We start from the raw sequence: 18,308 nt of genomic DNA, 5'->3' as shown, positions 1-18,308 counted from the left end.
CCTATTTTTGCGGCCAATTCGGATTTCACAATGGAGTACAAAGTTGGTATTATCGGTTTGGGGTACGTTGGCTTGCCACTAGCAGTTGCGAGTGGTGTATCTTATGATAGTATAGGTTTTGATATAGATGTTGATCGCATCGATGAGCTTAAAGAGGGCTTTGATCGGACCTTGGAGGTAACTGACGAAGAATTTTCCAAATCTACCAACCTTACATATTCGAGCGATATTAATGATCTTGCAGATTGCAATTTTTATATTGTAACTGTACCTACTCCTATTGATGAGAATAAAAACCCTGATCTCAGGCCTTTGATTTCGGCTTCAAAAATGATAGCTCCACTGTTAAGATCAGGTGATTTTGTTGTATATGAATCTACTGTTTTCCCAGGTTGTACAGAAGAAATTTGTGTGCCTCTATTAGAGGCAGGAAGTGGGTTGGAGTTTAATAAAGATTTCTATTGTGGATATTCACCGGAGAGAATTAATCCTGGTGATAAGGATCATAGAATCACTAATATTCTTAAAGTGACAAGTGGTAGCAATTCATATGCCGCTGAAAAAGTAGATGAGTACTATAAATCTATCATTGAAGCAGGTACACATAAAGCCTCATCTTTAAAAGTTGCAGAGGCAGCAAAAGTGATCGAAAACTCTCAGCGGGACATGAATATTGCCTTTGTTAATGAATTAGCTTTAATCTTTGATAAGCTGGAAATCGATACTTCGGAGGTACTGGAAGCAGCAGGTACAAAATGGAACTTTCTTCCGTTTCGGCCAGGCCTAGTTGGTGGACATTGCATAGGTGTTGATCCATTTTATCTTACCCAAAAGGCGGAATCTGTCGGCTATCACCCACAAGTAATTCTATCCGGAAGAAAAATAAATGATCAAATGGGGCAATATGTTGCCCAAAAAGTAATAAAACTCATTTCTCAGAAGAGAAAGATGAGTGATCAGACTAAAATATTAATCCTGGGATTCACCTTTAAAGAAAATTGCCCAGATACTCGTAATACTCGTGTGATTGACATATACGATGAATTGATATCTTACAATGTTAGCGTGGATGTATATGACCCTCAGGCTGATGCAAATCAGGTAAAAGAAGAATACGGATTACAACTATCAGAAAACCTAGGTTCAGGCTATGATGCAGTAATCTTGGCAGTCTCGCACATTGAATTCACTGACCTTGACTGGCAAGAGATTAGAAAGAATACTTCAGTGATATACGATGTTAAAAGTATCTTACCAAAAGATTTAATTGATGGGAGATTATAGAGATCATATCATACCACACTCGCACACAATTACCCGAGAAGATAGGGTAAAAAGAAATGGCCATCAGCCAAAACTATTGTGGTTTACTGGTCTATCTGGGTCAGGAAAGTCTACGCTTGCGAGCACTTTAGAAACTCATTTTTATAACCAGGGATACGCAACATATATTCTTGATGGTGACAATGTTCGAAGTGGATTGAACAACGATTTAGATTTTTCTGAGGAAAGCAGAAAAGAAAATATTCGAAGAATATCAGAAGTATCTAAACTGTTCGTTGATGCTGGTGTCATAGTATTGACTGCTTTTATCTCACCGTTCAAAGAAGACAGGGAGGCTGCTAGACAGCTAGTAGGAGAGGAGAATTTTGTTGAAATTCATGTTGACTGTCCATTGGAAGTTTGCGAGGAGCGAGATGTAAAAGGACTTTATAAAAAGGCAAGAGCAGGAGAAATTAAATACTTTACTGGTATTACTTCACCATTTGAAGAGCCAACAAATCCGGATATACGGGTAAATACGGCAGACAATTCTTTAGATGAGTGTCGATCACAATTAATAAAAGAAATAGAACCGAAAATACAATTATGAAGAATTACAATCTGACTCATTTAAAGGAGTTGGAAGCCGAGTCCATCTATATTTTGAGGGAAGTAGCGGCTCAATTTCAAAAACCAGCAATATTATTTTCTGGAGGTAAGGATTCAATATGTGTGACGCATTTGGCCCGTAAGGCTTTTCACCCCGCTAAGATTCCTTTTCCATTGGTTCATATAGATACTGGTCACAACTTCCCAGAAACAATGGAATTTAGAGACAACCTAATTGAAGAATTAGGAGCTAAGTTAATAGTTGGTTCTGTTCAAAAATCTATTGATGATGGAAGAGCAGCAGAGGAAAAAGGAAAGAATGCTAGTAGAAATGCCATTCAAACAGTTACTCTATTAGATACGATTGAAGAGCAAGGCTTTGACGCATGTATTGGAGGAGCCAGAAGAGATGAAGAAAAAGCGAGAGCAAAAGAACGTTTCTTTTCTCACAGAGATGAATTTGGGCAGTGGGATCCAAAAAATCAACGTCCAGAACTTTGGAATGTATTTAATGGCAAGCATCAATATGGAGAACACTTTAGAGTATTCCCTCTAAGTAATTGGACAGAAATGGATGTTTGGCAATATATAATGTCAGAGAATATTGAAATCCCTTCATTATACTTCGCACATCAAAGAGATGTGATTTGGAGAAATAATACCTGGTTGCCAGTATCGGATTTTATTCAAGTTGAAGATTCTGAAGAAGTTGTAAACAAGAAATTAAGATTCAGAACACTTGGTGATATTACTATCACTGGAGGTGTCGAATCAGATGCTGATACACTCGAGAAAATTGTGGAAGAAGTAGCTGCTGCTAGACATACTGAAAGAGGCAACAGAGCCGATGATAAACGCTCAGAGACTGCTATGGAAGACAGAAAGAAAGAAGGGTATTTTTAATCACTATCAAAAAATAAGACATGGAAGGATATTTAGATATGGAATTGTTGCGCTTTACTACAGCTGGTAGCGTCGACGATGGAAAAAGTACCTTAATTGGAAGACTACTTTATGATTCAAAATCAATTTTTGAAGATCAACTGGATCAAGTTAAGCAAACAAGTGAAAGAAGAGGTTCGGCAGAAGTAGACCTTGCACTACTAACTGATGGGTTAAAGGATGAAAGAGAGCAAGGTATTACCATCGATGTAGCATATCGCTATTTTGCTACACCAAAAAGAAAATTCATAATCGCTGATACACCTGGACATATTCAATATACTAGAAATATGGTTACAGGTGCGTCCACTGCCAATGCAGCTTTGATTTTGATTGATGCAAGAAATGGAGTAATTGAACAGACATGTAGACATTCAATTATTGCATCATTACTTCAAATACCTCATATCATTGTATGCATCAATAAAATGGACCTTGTTGATTATAGCGAGGAACAATTCAATAAGATAAAAACTGACTTTGAGGATTTTGCATCAAAACTAGATGTAAAAGATGTTCGGTTTATTCCTATAAGTGCACTGAAAGGTGATAATGTTGTTAATAGGAGTCAAAATATGCCTTGGTTTGAAGGCTCCACGCTTCTTTACACTTTAGAGAACCTTCACATAGGTAGCGACCACAATCATATTGACTGCAGATTTCCTGTCCAAACTGTGATAAGACCTCAGACTGATGAATATCATGATTATAGAGGATATGCGGGAAGAATAGCTGGAGGGGTCTTTAAACCAGGTGATGAAATAACAGTACTTCCATCTGGGTTTACTTCGAAAATTAAATCTATTGATACGTTTGAAGGACCCGTAGATGAAGCTTTTGCTCCAATGTCTGTTACAATCACACTTGAGGATGATATAGACATAAGTAGAGGAGATATGATTGTTCGCACAAATAATCAACCAGAGCCTAAGCAAGACATAGATGTGATGCTATGTTGGTTAAATAATAAAGGTCCTCAGCCACGATCTAAATATACAATCCGACATACAACAGCCGATGCCAAAGCGATGATCAAGGAGATTCGTTATAAACTTGATATCAATTCGCTTCATAGAAACGAGGAAGATAAAAGCATTACGGCCAACGATATATGTCGTGCACAGATAAGAACTACTAGACCACTTCTCGTAGATTCTTACAGGAAAAATAGAAATACAGGAAGCATCATTCTTGTCGATGAGGGAACTAACGAGACTGTAGCCGCAGGAATGATCATATGAGTATAGATTTAGAAAAACTACTTGAGATTGCGAAAGAAGCTGCACTAGCTGCTGGAGAAGATATTCTAGAAATCTACGAATCTGGAGACTTCTCTATTGAGGCTAAATCAGATGACTCTCCATTGACAATGGCAGATAAGGCTGCACACAATAGGATTGTGTCATTTCTTGAAAAAACTGAAATTCCAATTCTAAGTGAAGAGGGGAAGGATGTTTCGTTCGATGAGCGATCGAAATGGGAATACTTTTGGATGGTAGATCCTCTAGATGGCACAAAAGAATTCATTAAGAAGAATGGTGAATTCACAGTGAACATTGCATTAATTCATAATGGTGAATCAATTCTTGGAGTAGTCTATCCGCCAGTAATTGACGAAATGTATTGGGCAATAAAGGGTAAAGGAGCCTACATGCAAAAGGCTGATGATGTGTCTGAGCTGAGTACAACCAAAAAGCCTTTAAATGAGTCAGGAATAAAAGTTGTCGCATCAAGGTCACATATGAGCCCTGAAACAGAAACTTATGTTGAAGGACTAAATAATCCAAGTATCGTCTCAAAAGGTAGTTCACTTAAGTTCTTATTAATAGCTTCAGGAGAGGCCGATGTTTATCCTAGACTGGGCCCTACTATGGAGTGGGATACTGCGGCGGCACATGCTATTGTAAATGAGGCAGGGGGTAATGTGGTTCTTGAAGATGGAAAAACCCCTCTGAGTTACAATAAAGAGAATCTATTAAATCCATACTTTATAGTTTTGCCATTTTAATTTGGAACCATCAAATCAATGAAAAGAATTAGGTTTTGTTTGATCTTAATGATCTTAGCTATAGCACCTCAAGTGGATGCACAAGATGTAAATAGTCTTTCTGCACAAGACTTGAATTCAGTTAATATTGATGAGCTTTCAGATCAACAAATACAACGTTTCCTTGATCGTGCTGAGGCAAGTGGATTGACTCTTCAACAACTTGAGCTTCTTGCCAAGCAAAGAGGAATGTCAAGTTCTCAGATTAGTAAGCTGAGAAACAGAATCAGACAATTGCAATTGGGTGTATCTGAAGACAATGATGTTGCTACACCCGGAGATAGATTAAGAGAGCGTACTGAAAGTGACGATGATGAATATTCATTCTTTGAATATTTGAATGACCTTGACTCTGCAAGTTCTGATAAGCTTGAAATATTTGGGATGGATATATTCCAAACTGCAGAAGTCAATTTTGAGCCTTCATTAAATGTTGCTACTCCTCAAAGTTATATCCTAGGTGCAGGTGACGAAGTTATAATAGATGTCTATGGTTCTTCTGAAATTACCTATCAAGAATTAATTAGTCCTGATGGAAGTATACTCATTAGCGGAGTAGGCCCTGTAAATCTTGCAGGCATAAGTATCGAAGAAGCCAAAAGAAGAGTATATAATCGTCTATCTACAATATATACAGGTCTGAGGGGTCGGAATCCTAATACATTTATCCAAGTTTCACTGGGTCAAATTAGATCCATCAAAGTGAATGTTGTAGGTAATGTTGTTCAACCGGGCACTTACGAATTGTCGGCTCTATCAACTGCCTTCAATGCCTTATACTTTGCAGGAGGACCTACTGAAAACGGCTCGCTTAGAGAAATAGAAATCCATCGAGGTGGTAATTTGATTGCCACCTTGGATGTTTATCAATACTTATTTCAAGGAGCGGATGATCAAAACCCTCAATTGCAAGATCAGGACATTCTAATAGTTAAGCCTTATAAGAATAGAGTAAAACTTGCTGGGAACATAAAACAACCGGCAATATATGAGTTGAAAGATGATGAAACTCTGAAGTTTCTGATTGATTTTTCTGGAGGTTTCAATAACAGTGCTTTCAAGGATTTTGTGACAATAGACAGGTTTGGAGAAAATAAGAAAGAAGTTGCCACCATTGATAAGGCTCAGTTCGAATCAGCGAAAATCATGGATGGAGATTCCATATATGTCACAAAAATTGAAGAAACCTACTTAAATAGAGTTAAGCTGGATGGAGCTGTAAAGCGGCCAGGTTATTATCAACTTACCCCAGATTTAACACTTGCAGGATTAATTGAAAAAGCTCAAGGTCTTCGAGAAGATGCTTATTTGGAAAGAGGCAATTTGATTCGATTATCTAAAACTTTAAAAATGAAGAACATTTCATTTAATGTAGAAGAAATTGTCGAAGGCAAGCAAGATATTTTACTAAGTCCGGATGATTTAATTAGGATTCAATCAATTTTTGAATTGAATGAGAATAAGACAATTGCTATTCAAGGACAGGTTAGAAACCCTGGAGAATTCCCATTTATAGATTCCATGACGGTTGAGGATCTTGTAACAATAGCTGGCGGACTCAAAGAAGATGCCAATACCTCTTTAGTTGAAGTTGCTCGAAGACTTTCCACTGACGTGGATCTGTCTAAGTCTTCCCAATTATTTACTTTCAAAATCAATGACGATTTATCAATAAGTGAAGAAGCTTCAGACTTCTTACTGCAACCTTTTGATCTGGTTTTAATCAAATCTAATCCTTACCTACGAAAACATAAAGTAGTTAGAATTGAAGGTGAAGTAAACATGCCAGGGTATTACGCTCTTGAAACCAATGAAGATAAGATCTCTGACCTAATAAAACGAGCTGGTGGATTAACGAAGTATGGCTACTCTGAAGGAGCTTCTTTAATTAGACGGACGGAATATTATAGAACAGATTTTGAGAAAGAAGAACTTCAAGCACTTCTGGATGTGCGAAGAAAAGAGCTCGAAGAGAAATTTTTAAACGATGAAGTAATTGATCCAGAAAGCTATGATTTAATTGAGAGTTTACTTGCGGAGTATGAAAAGGAGTTAACAGAATCATTTAAGATGGATGAATCATCCAGTGATCTTGAAGCAAGAATTTTTAGAGCGCAAGAATTGAGAAAGCTATTGGTGAGGGATTCAGTTAGTGGAGCAGAAAGTTTAGTAGACAGGCAAGCACTAGGTATAGAGTTAGATAAAATTATAAAGGACCCTCAGTCAGCGTATGATTTAATACTTAAAGATGGGGATCTCATTAGTATTCCTAGACAATTTGAAACAGTAAGGGTACAAGGAGAAGTATTGTATCCAAATTTGGTTAGGTATCAAACTGGAAGTTCATTTAAGAAATATATCTCTGCCTCTGGCGGATTTTCGTCCAAAGCAAAAGTTGGTAAATCATATGTGGTTTATGCCAATGGGTCGGCGCAAAGAACAAAGAAATTTCTCTTCTTTAAAATATATCCTCCGATAGAGCCTGGAGCGGATATAATTGTTCCACAAAAAGAAGAGAAAGAAAAAATTGATGCCCGAGAAATAATTGCTTTAACTTCTGCTGTAGGTACAATGCTATTAGTAATTGATAGATTAAGTAATTAGATTATTAAAACTCAAGAATTGTATATCAGTAGTATTCGAGTGTATGATTAGACCAACTATCCAACAATGAAGTCGATTAAAATATACGATGATGGAGAAATTTCTTTGTTCAATACTTTAAGGTATTTCCTTAACCTCAGGATACTAAAAATTCTTCTAAAGTTCTCAATTCTAGGAGTGATCTTGGGTTTAGTTATTGCCTTGACAACCCCGAAAGATTTTACTTCTGGAACTACCTTGATGCCTCATACCTCTGAATCAAGCCCAGTAGGAAATTTAGGATCACTAAGTAATCTGGCCGGTCTAGCTGGTATCGATATTTCTGGATCCGGTTCATCTACACGATTTCCGCTTGCTCTTTATCCAAATGTGGTTTTTAGCAAAACATTCAAAGAAGATTTACTAGAGGCTAAATTTTTATTCAAAGGTGATTCCATCACTTTCAGAACCTACCTCGAAGAGGGAGTTAAACCATCTGCTGTTGGTTATGTACTTTCTGTACCTTGGATGATACTTGATTTATTTAGAGGTGATAGTGCTTCAGAAGAATTAGATGATGATTTGATTGTTGTTGATAAGGCTACGAAGCAGCTCTACAAAGCAATTGACAATGTGATATTCCTATCTATAGATGAAATCTACTATTTAGTGCAATTGAATGTTACAACTCAAGATCCTCACCTTTCTCTACAAGTAGCAAAATACGTCAAGAATTACCTCATCAATTATATTGAAGAGTATTCTACTTTAAAGCTTAAGGAGAATCTGAATTTCCTGGAAAAGGCCATAGCAGAAAAAAAAGTTGAACTAAATCAAGTTGAAAATGAGCTCTCGAGGCTAATCGAGGGCAATCAAAATGTAAGGTCTAAAAAAGTAGAACTCGAAATCCGCAACATGGAAGACTACTACGATCTTATATTTTCTAACCTTTCTTCGCTTCAAGAAGAATATGAAGGAGTGAAATTGGTGATTCAAAAGGATACTCCTACATTTTCAATTATTAATCCGCTTTTTTTGCCAATCGAAAAGTCTTCACTTTCGCGATTATTAATTTTAATCCTAGTAACCATATTCGTAACGGGAATGACCGTGTTGGTTCTCTTTGTTAAAAAACTGAAAGAAGATATAGGTTGAGAATTGATGAAAAAGCCATAAAGAAGTATGACAATCTTTTAGAATACCTCTTACTGATAATAATCATCTCTTTTTTCAGTAGGGCGTTTGTAATTCATATTTCCGGTTTTTTTGGAATATGGATGTTGAACAACCTTTGGGCATCACTTCATGCAACGATTTTGTTGTTAATTTTTACCAAATTCAAATGGATAAGGCTTAATCAATTTGCCAATCACGCTTGGGTTTTGATTGCTCTTTGTTTTATATCAGTATTATGGTCTGATGATGTTGCTGTCACACTAAAGAGAAGTATACTGCTTTTAAGTTCATCCTTTTTTGGACTATATCTAGGTTATCGATATCGCGTCATTGAAATGCTCAATTTCTTGATGTATTTGATATTTCTGCTTTCATTGATTGGTCTATTAATATATCCTATTCTTCCCGAGTATGTTGTTATGCCGGCTGGTGAACATGCAGGAATATTTAGAGGAATTTTTAATCATAAAAACTTTTTAGGAAGGATCAATATACTAGGGATAATATGCGCCTTGACATTGTTTGATGCTAGAAAGTTGAACTCCTTTAATACAATGCTCTTTGTTGCGTTTTTTATTTTTTGTGTTTTGTTGAGTAAATCAGCTGGTTCACTACTTATCTTAATTGCTGTTCTTGCCCTATATGTAGTCTTATCGCGCTTTAGTCTCAGGTCAATCGATCGTCGGTTAATTCAGTTTATACTGATCATTGTAGCACTTCTGGTAGTGTATTTTTTTGTAGATCTGTTGTTACTTCTTGGAAAATCTCCAACATTAACGGGACGTACTGTTTTATGGGGTCTAGTGTTATTGGAAATCTCGCATAGACCACTACTCGGACATGGTTTTAGTGCATTTTGGTCTGATGAAACACGACTTCTATCACAAATGAGTTGGGATGCTCCGCATGCGCATAATGGCTACCTAGATATTGCACTAGACCTTGGTGTTGTAGGAGTGATGATCTATGTAATTGGGATTGTTCTTTCTGTGAGAAAAGCATGGATGCACTTTATTATTAAAAAAACTTCGACCTATCTATTTGTTCTGTTATTTTTTGGTTTTACTATCATTACCAACACACTAGAAAATCAGATTTTTAAGGAAAATGATATCATGTGGCTACTTTATATCTTTACCTTGGTGCAATTAGGAAAAGACAGCTCCAAGAAAACAGCTACACTAAACAACAATGTATAAGAATGTTTCTTGTAAAAAATTTTGGTGGACTCAACCAAAATGGAATGGCATTAAACGTCAAAATTAAACTCGAATGAAACCCAAATTGATATACATTGTAGGATATGAACGGAGTGGAAGTACATTACTTCATAATATTCTATCAGAAAGTGCGAATTGTTTTGGGGTGGGGGAACTTAGACACTTTAAAAAAAGACTCATTGATGGCAGACCATGCGCATGTGGATCAGAAATACATCAATGTGAATTTTGGGGGGAGAAAGCAATTACATTAGAGCACGAGAAAGTGTCCGATTACACACGTGACAAATGGATTCTGTTGTATCCATTTTTAAACTTTTATTATAGAGTTTTTAGAAGGAAAGAAATAGCTTTTTTTGATGAGCTGTATAAATATGCCTTTCAAAAATCAGCTGAAAGAATCATTATTGATTCCTCTAAATCCCTTACGCACCTGTTTCTTTTGAGTAAAATCTTAAAATATGATGTTAAGGCAGTATTTATAGTAAGGAATCCCCGTGGTATTCTTTATTCAATAAAAAAGAGACTAGAGAAAGACCATCAAAAGTATAAGATCAAGAATTTAAGAATTCTATCGTTGAAAATTGATCTTGTTAATTGGATCAGCAACAAACTCACAAAAAGAATGGTCTCGATGCATACAGTAAAGTATGAAGATCTTATTGAAAAAAGAGCTCAGGTATTGGCCCAGTTCGATGATAAGTTTAACACGCAAACCTCAGTATTAAATAATGATGATGATCATTTTTCCTTTAGCGGGACACATAGTGTAGATGGAGGTCCAACTAGGCATGTCAAAGGTCTGGTGAAATTGAAGGTTGATGATGAATGGAAATCAGCTGAATTTTCAGTTCTAAGTAATTCCTATACACTTAAAAAGTTTTACTAGATCAATATCATGGTTTATAAAAAGCTGAAGGCTATTAAAAATAAGTTCAATAAAAGCTATTTGCTAAAAGGATCCGCACTTTCCTTTGTAGCAAAGGTGATAGCTTTTGTTATTGGTTTTGCATTTCAGATAATAATAGCCAGATCCTTATCTATCGAGGAATATGGAAACTATTCATATTTAATGAATCTGGTTTTTTTCTCGAATACAATAGCAGTATTCGGTTTAAACACAACAGCAAAAAAAATAATCCCAAGGCTAAAAGTTGAAAATGACTATGCTAAGATTCGCGGGTTTTTTGTTTTCTCTTCAGTCGTAATAATCATATTGTCAGTACTAGTCGGATTTATCGACTACTTTTTTCTCTCATTTCAGGAATGGGAACATGGGATTGAGAATGTTCTTTTTGTAATTACAGTTTTAGTACTTCTTACGGCAATTGTTGATTTTTTAAGCAATAGTCTTTTTGCATTCAAGAAGCCCTTTTTAGGAGCTATAACTCTCAACGCTCTTAGATATTTGACAACTATAATCCTGATTGGCTACTTATTTTTTCAATCCGAATTACTAGATGTAGCTGGTTTATTGCAGTTTACGATCTATGGATTTATCGTGGCCGCTGCTATTCAAATGTACTTTGTGTCTAAGCAAATTGGCTGGAAAGAGAGTAGTACTAATTTTGAGATAAAATCATGGGTGAGTCTAGCATCCGGTTTACTTTTAGTTAATTCCTTTTTTGTAATTCAAAACCGGATTGATATTCAGCTCTTAGGTGTTTTTAGATCAAAAGAAGAGATTGGGTTATACAACGCTGTCTTTAGAGGATCCGAAATGTCCAGATTTGTGTTTAAGGCCGTATCAAGTGTTAGTATGCCTATGATATCGGCACTATTTGCTCAATCTGCCTCCAATGAAGTAATTCAAAAGAAGTTGAGGAATATCACAAAGCTTCTTTTTTGGCCATCATTTGCTGTCATTATTTTGATTGGAATCTTTTCAAAGTTTTTCTTACTTCTATTTGGTACTGAGTTTGTTCAAGCTAACATTCCATTTATAATATTGTTGTTCGGCCAACTAATGTTGGCATCTAATGGCACTGGGATCATGGTTTTAAATATGTCTGGTTATCATAAATTAAGTCTGCGAATTTTTATTTTTGCCTCTTTAACAAACGTTCTATTGAATTTGATTTTGATACCCTATTATGGAATATTAGGAGCAGCAATAAGTACATGTTTGGTAAATGTTTTAATTGGGTTTGGATCTAGCTTCCTTGTTAGAAAGAAGTTAGACCTTAATACAAGGATCATCTAAAAAGTTCTAGAATTGAACACAAGTAAATGGCCAAATTTTTTGGTAATTGGGGCCCAGAAAGCGGGGACCACTTCATTATATCACTATCTCAAACAATCAAATTCTTTGTTTTTACCAAAAAAGAAGGAATTTCATTTTTTCACTAGATACTCAGGTGATGATAAGGCCAAACTTGAAGAATATCTGGAATTCTTTAAAACATGCCCTGAAGATAAAATAGCCGGAGAGGTATCGCCGTCCTACTTGGTCTCCGAAAAGGCGTTCGAAAACATTGCAACACTTTTGTCTGAACCTAAGCTTATCGCAATATTAAGGCATCCAATAGACAGGGCATATTCTAATTTTATCCATGCGCGTCGAGAAGGTCTAGATAAAAACACAGATTTTGAAAAAGCTATTGAAGAAGAATTGAATTCTGAAAATGCAGATGAGGCAAGATTTAAGAATTACATCGGGAAAGGGTTCTATTACAAGCATCTAAAGAAATATTATGATCACTTTGGAAAGGATAATATTCATGTAATTCTAGCAGAAGATTTAAAAAATAATGCATCTCGAGAAGTGAATTCTTGCTTAAAATTCTTAGGGGCAAGACAAATAGATAAGCTTGAGACGATCAATGAGAACAAAGGTCAAATACCTAAACATCCTATCTTAAGGCCATTTTTAAAACTTTATTATCGAAGCTTTTCTAGGAAGTATAAACAAGTAATCCCGAAATCCATGCGAACCTTATTTAAAGGTGCTCTTCAAACAGATTTTGAAAAGTTAGATTCTGACTTAAGAATTAGACTTACTCAAGAGTATTTTACAGAAGACATAAAAAAGCTAGAAGTACTTATTGATAAGGATTTATCAAATTGGCTTAAATGAAAAACGATATGGTATCCTCGAGTAAAAGCGTCTTGGTATTTAGGAGTCACTTGCTTCCCTATTCCAATACTTTTGTTTACAACCAAGTAACATCATTAAAGAATTTTCAGGGATTCTTAGTAGGTACGAAATATGTTCATGAAATGAATTTAGATGGGGTAGCTTCCGAAGTACCTACCAATAGAATATCAAGAGCGCTTTTTGCAGCAATTGGTTTTGCTCCAAAATTTTACTCAGAGATCTTAAAGCATCAACCTAACCTGATTCATGCTCATTTCGGTACAGACTCAATGCATGCAATTAAGATCAAAAAGAAATTAAACCTGCCATTAATAACCACATTTCACGGTTACGATATTTGTGTGCGTACGCCAGAACATTACACCCATCGTTTAATGTGGAAAAATTTCGAAAGGATGGTTGATCAAAATGACAAAATCATTGCTGTATCTGACTTCATCGTAGAAAAGTTGGTGAATAACGGGGTGCCTTTAGAAAAAATTGTAAAGCATAATATTGGAATTGATCTTAGCAATTTTGATGAGTCATCTGAAAAGGAAGACATTGTATTGTTTGTGGGTAGGCTAGTAGAAAAAAAAGGATGTCAATATCTAATTGACGCTTTCAACAAGTTTACTAAAAACTTCCCTAGCTATAAATTGGTTATCCTAGGTGACGGGCCTTTAAGGGAGAGTCTTAAATTGAGAGCCGCCGAATTAAATGAAAAAGTTAGTTTTCTTGGCTCTTTGCCCCACACTGAAGTGATAAAGTGGATGAAAAAATCTAAAATATTTTGTGCTCCTAGCATCATTGCTGATAATGGAGATGCGGAGGCGCTAGGACTTGTATTTGCTGAAGCCCAAGCCGCTAAGACTCCAGTTGTTTCATTTAATACTGGCGGAATATCTGAGGTTGTGTTGCATGAAAAAACAGGATTTCTTGCTAGTGAAAAGAATACAGATGAATTAACAGAGTATCTTTCAATGTTGGCTGATGATGAAAATCTAATGTCATCTTTTGCAACTAAAGGCAAAAAGAATGTGACTGAAAATCATAACCTAATTATTCAAACTGAGAAATTAGAGCAAATTTATGAAGGTGTCAGCTCCTAATTTTTTTATGGTCGGCGCAATGAAGTCTGGGACCACTTCACTTTATCATATTCTTGGTGAACATCCAGATATATACTTTCCATCCTATAAAGAGCCTCATTATTTTGTGAGTCCTGGAGAGAAGCTAATGTTTAATGGCAAAGATGATATGATGATTGCCAATAAAATTTTCCTTCATAAAAGCGATGAATATTTTGAGCTATTTAACAACAAAGAAAAGTACAAGATCAGAGGAGATGCGTCAGCTATGTATCTTTATTACCCTCAGGCTTCAAAGAATATATCCGAATTTGATTCAAGCGCCAAGATCCTAGTTGTTCTAAGAAACCCTGTTGATCGCGCATATTCCAGCTACTTACATTTGAGGAGAGATGACAGAGAAAGCTTCTCATTTGAGGAAGCTTTAAAAGAAGAGAAAGCCAGAATAGATAATAAATTCAACCCCTTATGGCATTATAGACGAGTAGGGTTATACGCAGATCAGGTTCAACGATACTTAGATAACTTTGAAAAAGTTAAAGTTGTGATTTATGAAGATTTTAAATCCAATCCGGAAAAAATCTTATCAGAAATTTGCGATTTTCTGTCAATAGAAGAATTTCAATTTGACCTAGCAAAGCGCTTCAATGTTTCAGGTGTTCCTAAAAGCAGGTTTGTTCATAATGCCCTTCGTAAGCCAAATAAAATTAAGTCGCTATTTAAAGGGATGATACCTGAATCAATCAAAACCAAAGTTAAAAACCACTTAGTAAATCTAAACCTGGAAAAGGCAAGCCCGATTGATCCAATTACTCGCAGGTCCTTGCTGGAATTTTATGAATCTGATATTTCTAAATTAGAAAACATTCTTAAGTTGGATTTAAATATTTGGAGGTCTTAATGAAGAGCGTTTTATATGTCTCAGGTGCCATTAGAGTCTCAACCAATAGCTCTTCAAGTGCTGGTGGTCCAAGAGCGCATATACTTGGAATAATTAATTCCTTTAAAGATCATGGATGGCAAGTAAATGAATTTATTGCCGGCAATGAGATTTCTGAAAAAATCCTTGAAAAAGATACAGGAAGTACACTGAAGGATAATGTTATTCTTAGAATGACATCAGATTTGGTGCGAATCTTTTTACGATTTGCATATCAAGTTAAATCAAAGCGTGTATTAAAAGGAGAGGCTGTTGATGTAGTCTATGAAAGATATGCTGCTTTTCAAGAGATTGGCTCCTATATAAGAAGGAAAACAGGAGCAAAGTGGATTCTTGAATCCAATGGATTATACTATTACGAAGCGCATAAGGAAAGAAAAGCGATTTTTTTCCATTGGATTTTAAAATGGCTTGAAAAGAGGGCCTATAAAAAGTGCGATTTTCTCATCTGTGTGAGTAGTCATCTAAAAGATTTAATAGTAGAAAAATTAGATATTGATCCTGGCAAAATTCTAGTAGTACCTAATGGTGTAAACACAGAGTTTTTTGATCCTGAAAAATCTGAAAGGCATGAAAATAAGGTTTTCAAAGTAGGATTTATCGGGACGTTGATTATGTATCAAAGACTCGATATCCTAATTAGGGCATGTGTTCTTCTAAAGACAAAAGGAATTCAGATCAATGTTGAAATCGTAGGTGATGGATTTGAACTTGAATCTTGGAGAAGCTTGGCAAGAGAATTAGAAGTTGATGATTACATTCATTTTGCAGGTAAAAAACCCTGGAATGAAGTTCCTTCAATCATTTCTTCATTTGACCTAGGTTATTCAGTTCCAGATCCACAATTAGCAGGAAAGTATGTTTCTCCTCTTAAGATCTATGAATATATGGCAATGAAAGTACCGACTTTGGCCTATCCTACAGACGATGCAAGATCTTTGATAAACTCGCATACAGGATTTCTTGTTGAAGACTTAGATCCGCAACTGGTTGCTGACAAAATTGAGGAAGCTATGAAATCTGATATTAAATTGCTTGGGGAAAACTCCAGAGATTTAATATTAAAGTCTCACAGTTGGAATGAGAGATTAGGGACAATGCTAAAGAAAATTGGGTACTAACAACACTAGTTATTATCGAAGCTATAATTGAATCTTTCTATATCTTCCTTGTATAGCTCTGCCACCTTAAGTCGCAAATTGTCATCATAATAGTCCTTATAATCTTTGCGACTTGACTTATTACGGTGTTCCATTTTATCTAATGGAAGTTTTAGTTCTTCTACTATTTTTTCAAAGTCAGAACTTAGATTCTCGAATTTCCCAATAAAATCTACATGTTCAGGAATTAGCGCTGATTGAAGACGGAAATGTCTATCTGAATATCTAAGGTCAAATTCAGAAACGTAATCAACAAAATGGCTGAAGTCCTTATCCCAACAACTTCTGAACATTTTTTTCCCAACTACCTTGTCTGAGTAGCATGAGACCAATCTGTCCCAAGGATTTCTAACAAAGGCAAATTTGTAATGGCTGCCATATTTAGCATCGTCTATCTTCATAAACGAACCATTAACGTCAAGATTTAGTGAAGTATTAAAAGATTTTAAGATACTTCGAGTGCCAACCTTTGCCACCCTATACCAAACGAAATTAAACTCATCTGAAATACATACATTGTAACGTGTTTCTAAGAAAGATCGGTAGAAGGCTTTTAATTTTTGAAGCATGTTATTTTGGAGGTAGTTAAATATGAATCGTTCAACCGATTAGGTTAATCCGTGTCATTATTATGCGCGACAAATTTATAATCTATATTTAAATAGACATTATGTTATATCTTAATATCAATTCAATGAATTTGCCTGTCTAGCAGAAAGATACCAACTATCAGATGAAAAGGTTTTGGCGTTCAATATTCTTCTCAGCAGCTATTGTACTGTTTCTTAATACAGGTTGTGAAAGTTCAGTAGGTGTATTTGGATATAGATGCCTGGACATAGAGTTAGTTGATGATAAAAGTTTGGCGCAAAAATCCCTCCCGAATGTGATTCTCATTGTAACTGATGATCTAGGCTACAATGATTTTGACCTTTACTCGGGCGGCTCTATAACTATCGGCCCAGGTATGCAAGCTTTGATAAATGATGGATACGTTTTTAATCGCGCGTATGTGACATCTTCAGTCTGCGCACCTTCAAGAGCCGGTTTGATTACAGGTGCCCATCAAAATTCATTTGGATTTGTTTCCAACATTACTGATAAGATTAGGAATTCTATTCCATCAAGTGCCTATGGTCTTCCAACTAATCAAGTCACAATTGCAAACAGAATTAAGCCCTTTGGCTATAAAACTGGCTTGATTGGAAAATGGCATTTAGGAGAACATGAGATGTTTCATCCATTAAACTTTGGCTTCGATCATTTTTTTGGTTTTTTGAATGGGAAGGCTAGTTATCGGAATCCTTTTATTAGCATGGATAACAATCCGCCAGCATTCTATTGTGATTATATAACAGATCTGTTAACAGATGCTACTATCAATTTTGTTAATAGAAACATTGATTCTCCTTTCTTTGCGTATTTAAGCTATTCGGCACCACATACTCCACATGAAGCAAAAAGTTCGGCCATTGGTGATGCATACTCATTTATTCTATCAAACTTAGATGAAAACATCAGTAGATTAATTTCACATTTAAAAGATGTGGGAGCCTACGACAATACCTTGATCATTTTTATTAATGACAATGGATGCCCATCCAACTCTGGATCTTGTAATAATGGAATTTTTAAAGGTTCAAAGGCTACAGCTTATGAAGGTGGCATTCGTATTCCATTTGTAATGAAACCTCCAAAGCAATTAACAAACCACGAAAATGGAATAATCGAACACGCTGTGTCAACATTAGATATAGCTCCAACTATTTGTCATTTAATTGGCGGTTGTGATGATGATGGTAGCCTTCAAGGGATCAGTTTGCTAAAACAAATTGAACCAGGATTTGAACAAGCAAGAACTCTGTATTTTAACTCAGCCATAATAAAGGGGGATTATAAATTCATTAAAAGTATAGATGAGCTTTACGATCTAAGCAACGATCCAATGGAAGCTAGCAACTTAGTGGGTATATACCCTAATATTGCTGATTCTTTAGCAAATGAACATATCAAGTGGTCTGCAAGAAACCCGCCTAAACTTTGGTAAGAATCTATATGATGACAATCTAAAAAATGAAGTTATGACTTTTAATAATTAAGTAATTTTGAAGAATATTCTCTTACTGCAGTACTAGAATACATTGTCTACAATTAGTTCAGCTTTTTCTCTATTGAAATAATAAAAATTGTTTTTCATCAAT

Annotated in this window: 16 protein-coding genes; 15 read left to right on the top strand and 1 reads right to left on the bottom strand. The window is 35.6% G+C overall.

From position 1 onward, the window contains the following. The first annotated feature begins 30 nt into the window (after positions 1 to 30). From ACY650_RS06670 to ACY650_RS06605, 14 genes are all read left to right on the top strand, one after another. The gene (locus tag ACY650_RS06670) at positions 31 to 1,284 is read left to right on the top strand and encodes a nucleotide sugar dehydrogenase (RefSeq protein ID WP_462253005.1); all 1,254 of its coding nucleotides are present in this window, start codon (positions 31 to 33) and stop codon (positions 1,282 to 1,284) included. Then, entirely contained in the window at positions 1,271 to 1,873 is a 603-nt protein-coding gene (gene cysC / locus ACY650_RS06665; RefSeq protein WP_462253003.1) for an adenylyl-sulfate kinase, read from the top strand. Before ACY650_RS06670 ends, cysC begins: the two co-directional genes overlap by 14 nt. Then, positions 1,870 to 2,775 carry a sulfate adenylyltransferase subunit CysD gene (gene cysD / locus ACY650_RS06660; RefSeq protein ID WP_462253001.1) on the top strand — a complete coding sequence of 302 codons (906 nt, stop codon included), beginning with the start codon at positions 1,870 to 1,872 and terminating at the stop codon, positions 2,773 to 2,775. Before cysC ends, cysD begins: the two co-directional genes overlap by 4 nt. Before the next feature lie 20 nt (positions 2,776 to 2,795). Beyond that, on the top strand, positions 2,796 to 4,055 hold the full coding sequence (gene cysN, locus ACY650_RS06655; RefSeq protein ID WP_462252999.1) for a sulfate adenylyltransferase subunit CysN: 1,260 nt from the start codon (positions 2,796 to 2,798) through the stop codon (positions 4,053 to 4,055). Further along, on the top strand, positions 4,052 to 4,822 hold the full coding sequence (cysQ, locus tag ACY650_RS06650; protein ID WP_462252997.1) for a 3'(2'),5'-bisphosphate nucleotidase CysQ: 771 nt from the start codon (positions 4,052 to 4,054) through the stop codon (positions 4,820 to 4,822). Before cysN ends, cysQ begins: the two co-directional genes overlap by 4 nt. An 18-nt stretch (positions 4,823 to 4,840) precedes the next feature. Further along, entirely contained in the window at positions 4,841 to 7,465 is a 2,625-nt protein-coding gene (locus ACY650_RS06645) for an SLBB domain-containing protein (protein ID WP_462252995.1), read from the top strand. A gap of 66 nt (positions 7,466 to 7,531) precedes the next feature. Continuing rightward, the gene (locus ACY650_RS06640) at positions 7,532 to 8,599 is read left to right on the top strand and encodes a hypothetical protein (RefSeq protein WP_462252993.1); all 1,068 of its coding nucleotides are present in this window, start codon (positions 7,532 to 7,534) and stop codon (positions 8,597 to 8,599) included. After that, the gene (locus tag ACY650_RS06635) at positions 8,596 to 9,819 is read left to right on the top strand and encodes an O-antigen ligase family protein (protein WP_462252991.1); all 1,224 of its coding nucleotides are present in this window, start codon (positions 8,596 to 8,598) and stop codon (positions 9,817 to 9,819) included. The genes ACY650_RS06640 and ACY650_RS06635 overlap by 4 nt, the downstream gene beginning before the upstream one ends. Positions 9,820 to 9,892: 73 nt before the next feature. Next, on the top strand, positions 9,893 to 10,729 hold the full coding sequence (locus tag ACY650_RS06630) for a sulfotransferase (RefSeq protein ID WP_462252989.1): 837 nt from the start codon (positions 9,893 to 9,895) through the stop codon (positions 10,727 to 10,729). Positions 10,730 to 10,738: 9 nt separating this feature from the next. Continuing rightward, on the top strand, positions 10,739 to 12,043 hold the full coding sequence (locus tag ACY650_RS06625; protein WP_462252988.1) for an oligosaccharide flippase family protein: 1,305 nt from the start codon (positions 10,739 to 10,741) through the stop codon (positions 12,041 to 12,043). A gap of 12 nt (positions 12,044 to 12,055) precedes the next feature. Beyond that, positions 12,056 to 12,916 (top strand): sulfotransferase domain-containing protein, encoded by an 861-nt coding sequence (locus ACY650_RS06620; RefSeq protein WP_462252986.1) that lies wholly within the window; start codon positions 12,056 to 12,058, stop codon positions 12,914 to 12,916. Next, positions 12,913 to 14,028 carry a glycosyltransferase gene (locus ACY650_RS06615; protein WP_462252984.1) on the top strand — a complete coding sequence of 372 codons (1,116 nt, stop codon included), beginning with the start codon at positions 12,913 to 12,915 and terminating at the stop codon, positions 14,026 to 14,028. Before ACY650_RS06620 ends, ACY650_RS06615 begins: the two co-directional genes overlap by 4 nt. Continuing rightward, positions 14,015 to 14,908 carry a sulfotransferase family protein gene (locus tag ACY650_RS06610; protein ID WP_462252982.1) on the top strand — a complete coding sequence of 298 codons (894 nt, stop codon included), beginning with the start codon at positions 14,015 to 14,017 and terminating at the stop codon, positions 14,906 to 14,908. The genes ACY650_RS06615 and ACY650_RS06610 overlap by 14 nt, the downstream gene beginning before the upstream one ends. Next, complete coding sequence (locus tag ACY650_RS06605) at positions 14,908 to 16,068, top strand: glycosyltransferase family 4 protein (RefSeq protein WP_462252980.1); 1,161 nt, start codon at positions 14,908 to 14,910, stop codon at positions 16,066 to 16,068. The genes ACY650_RS06610 and ACY650_RS06605 overlap by 1 nt, the downstream gene beginning before the upstream one ends. A 5-nt stretch (positions 16,069 to 16,073) precedes the next feature. Here the strand turns inward: ACY650_RS06605 and ACY650_RS06600 are convergent, their stop codons facing one another. Continuing rightward, a complete protein-coding gene (locus tag ACY650_RS06600; RefSeq protein ID WP_462252978.1) occupies positions 16,074 to 16,676 on the bottom strand; it encodes a sulfotransferase family 2 domain-containing protein in 603 nt (200 codons plus the stop codon). Between the two features lie 164 nt (positions 16,677 to 16,840). On the opposite strand from ACY650_RS06600, the gene ACY650_RS06595 reads away from it, so the two are divergent. Further along, positions 16,841 to 18,154 (top strand): sulfatase-like hydrolase/transferase, encoded by a 1,314-nt coding sequence (locus ACY650_RS06595; RefSeq protein ID WP_462252976.1) that lies wholly within the window; start codon positions 16,841 to 16,843, stop codon positions 18,152 to 18,154. Positions 18,155 to 18,308: the final 154 nt, after the last annotated feature.

The organism is Ekhidna sp. (assembly GCF_963691765.1).
Taxonomy (GTDB): domain Bacteria; phylum Bacteroidota; class Bacteroidia; order Cytophagales; family Cyclobacteriaceae; genus Ekhidna.
This window is presented reverse-complemented; position numbering and strand designations above follow the sequence as displayed.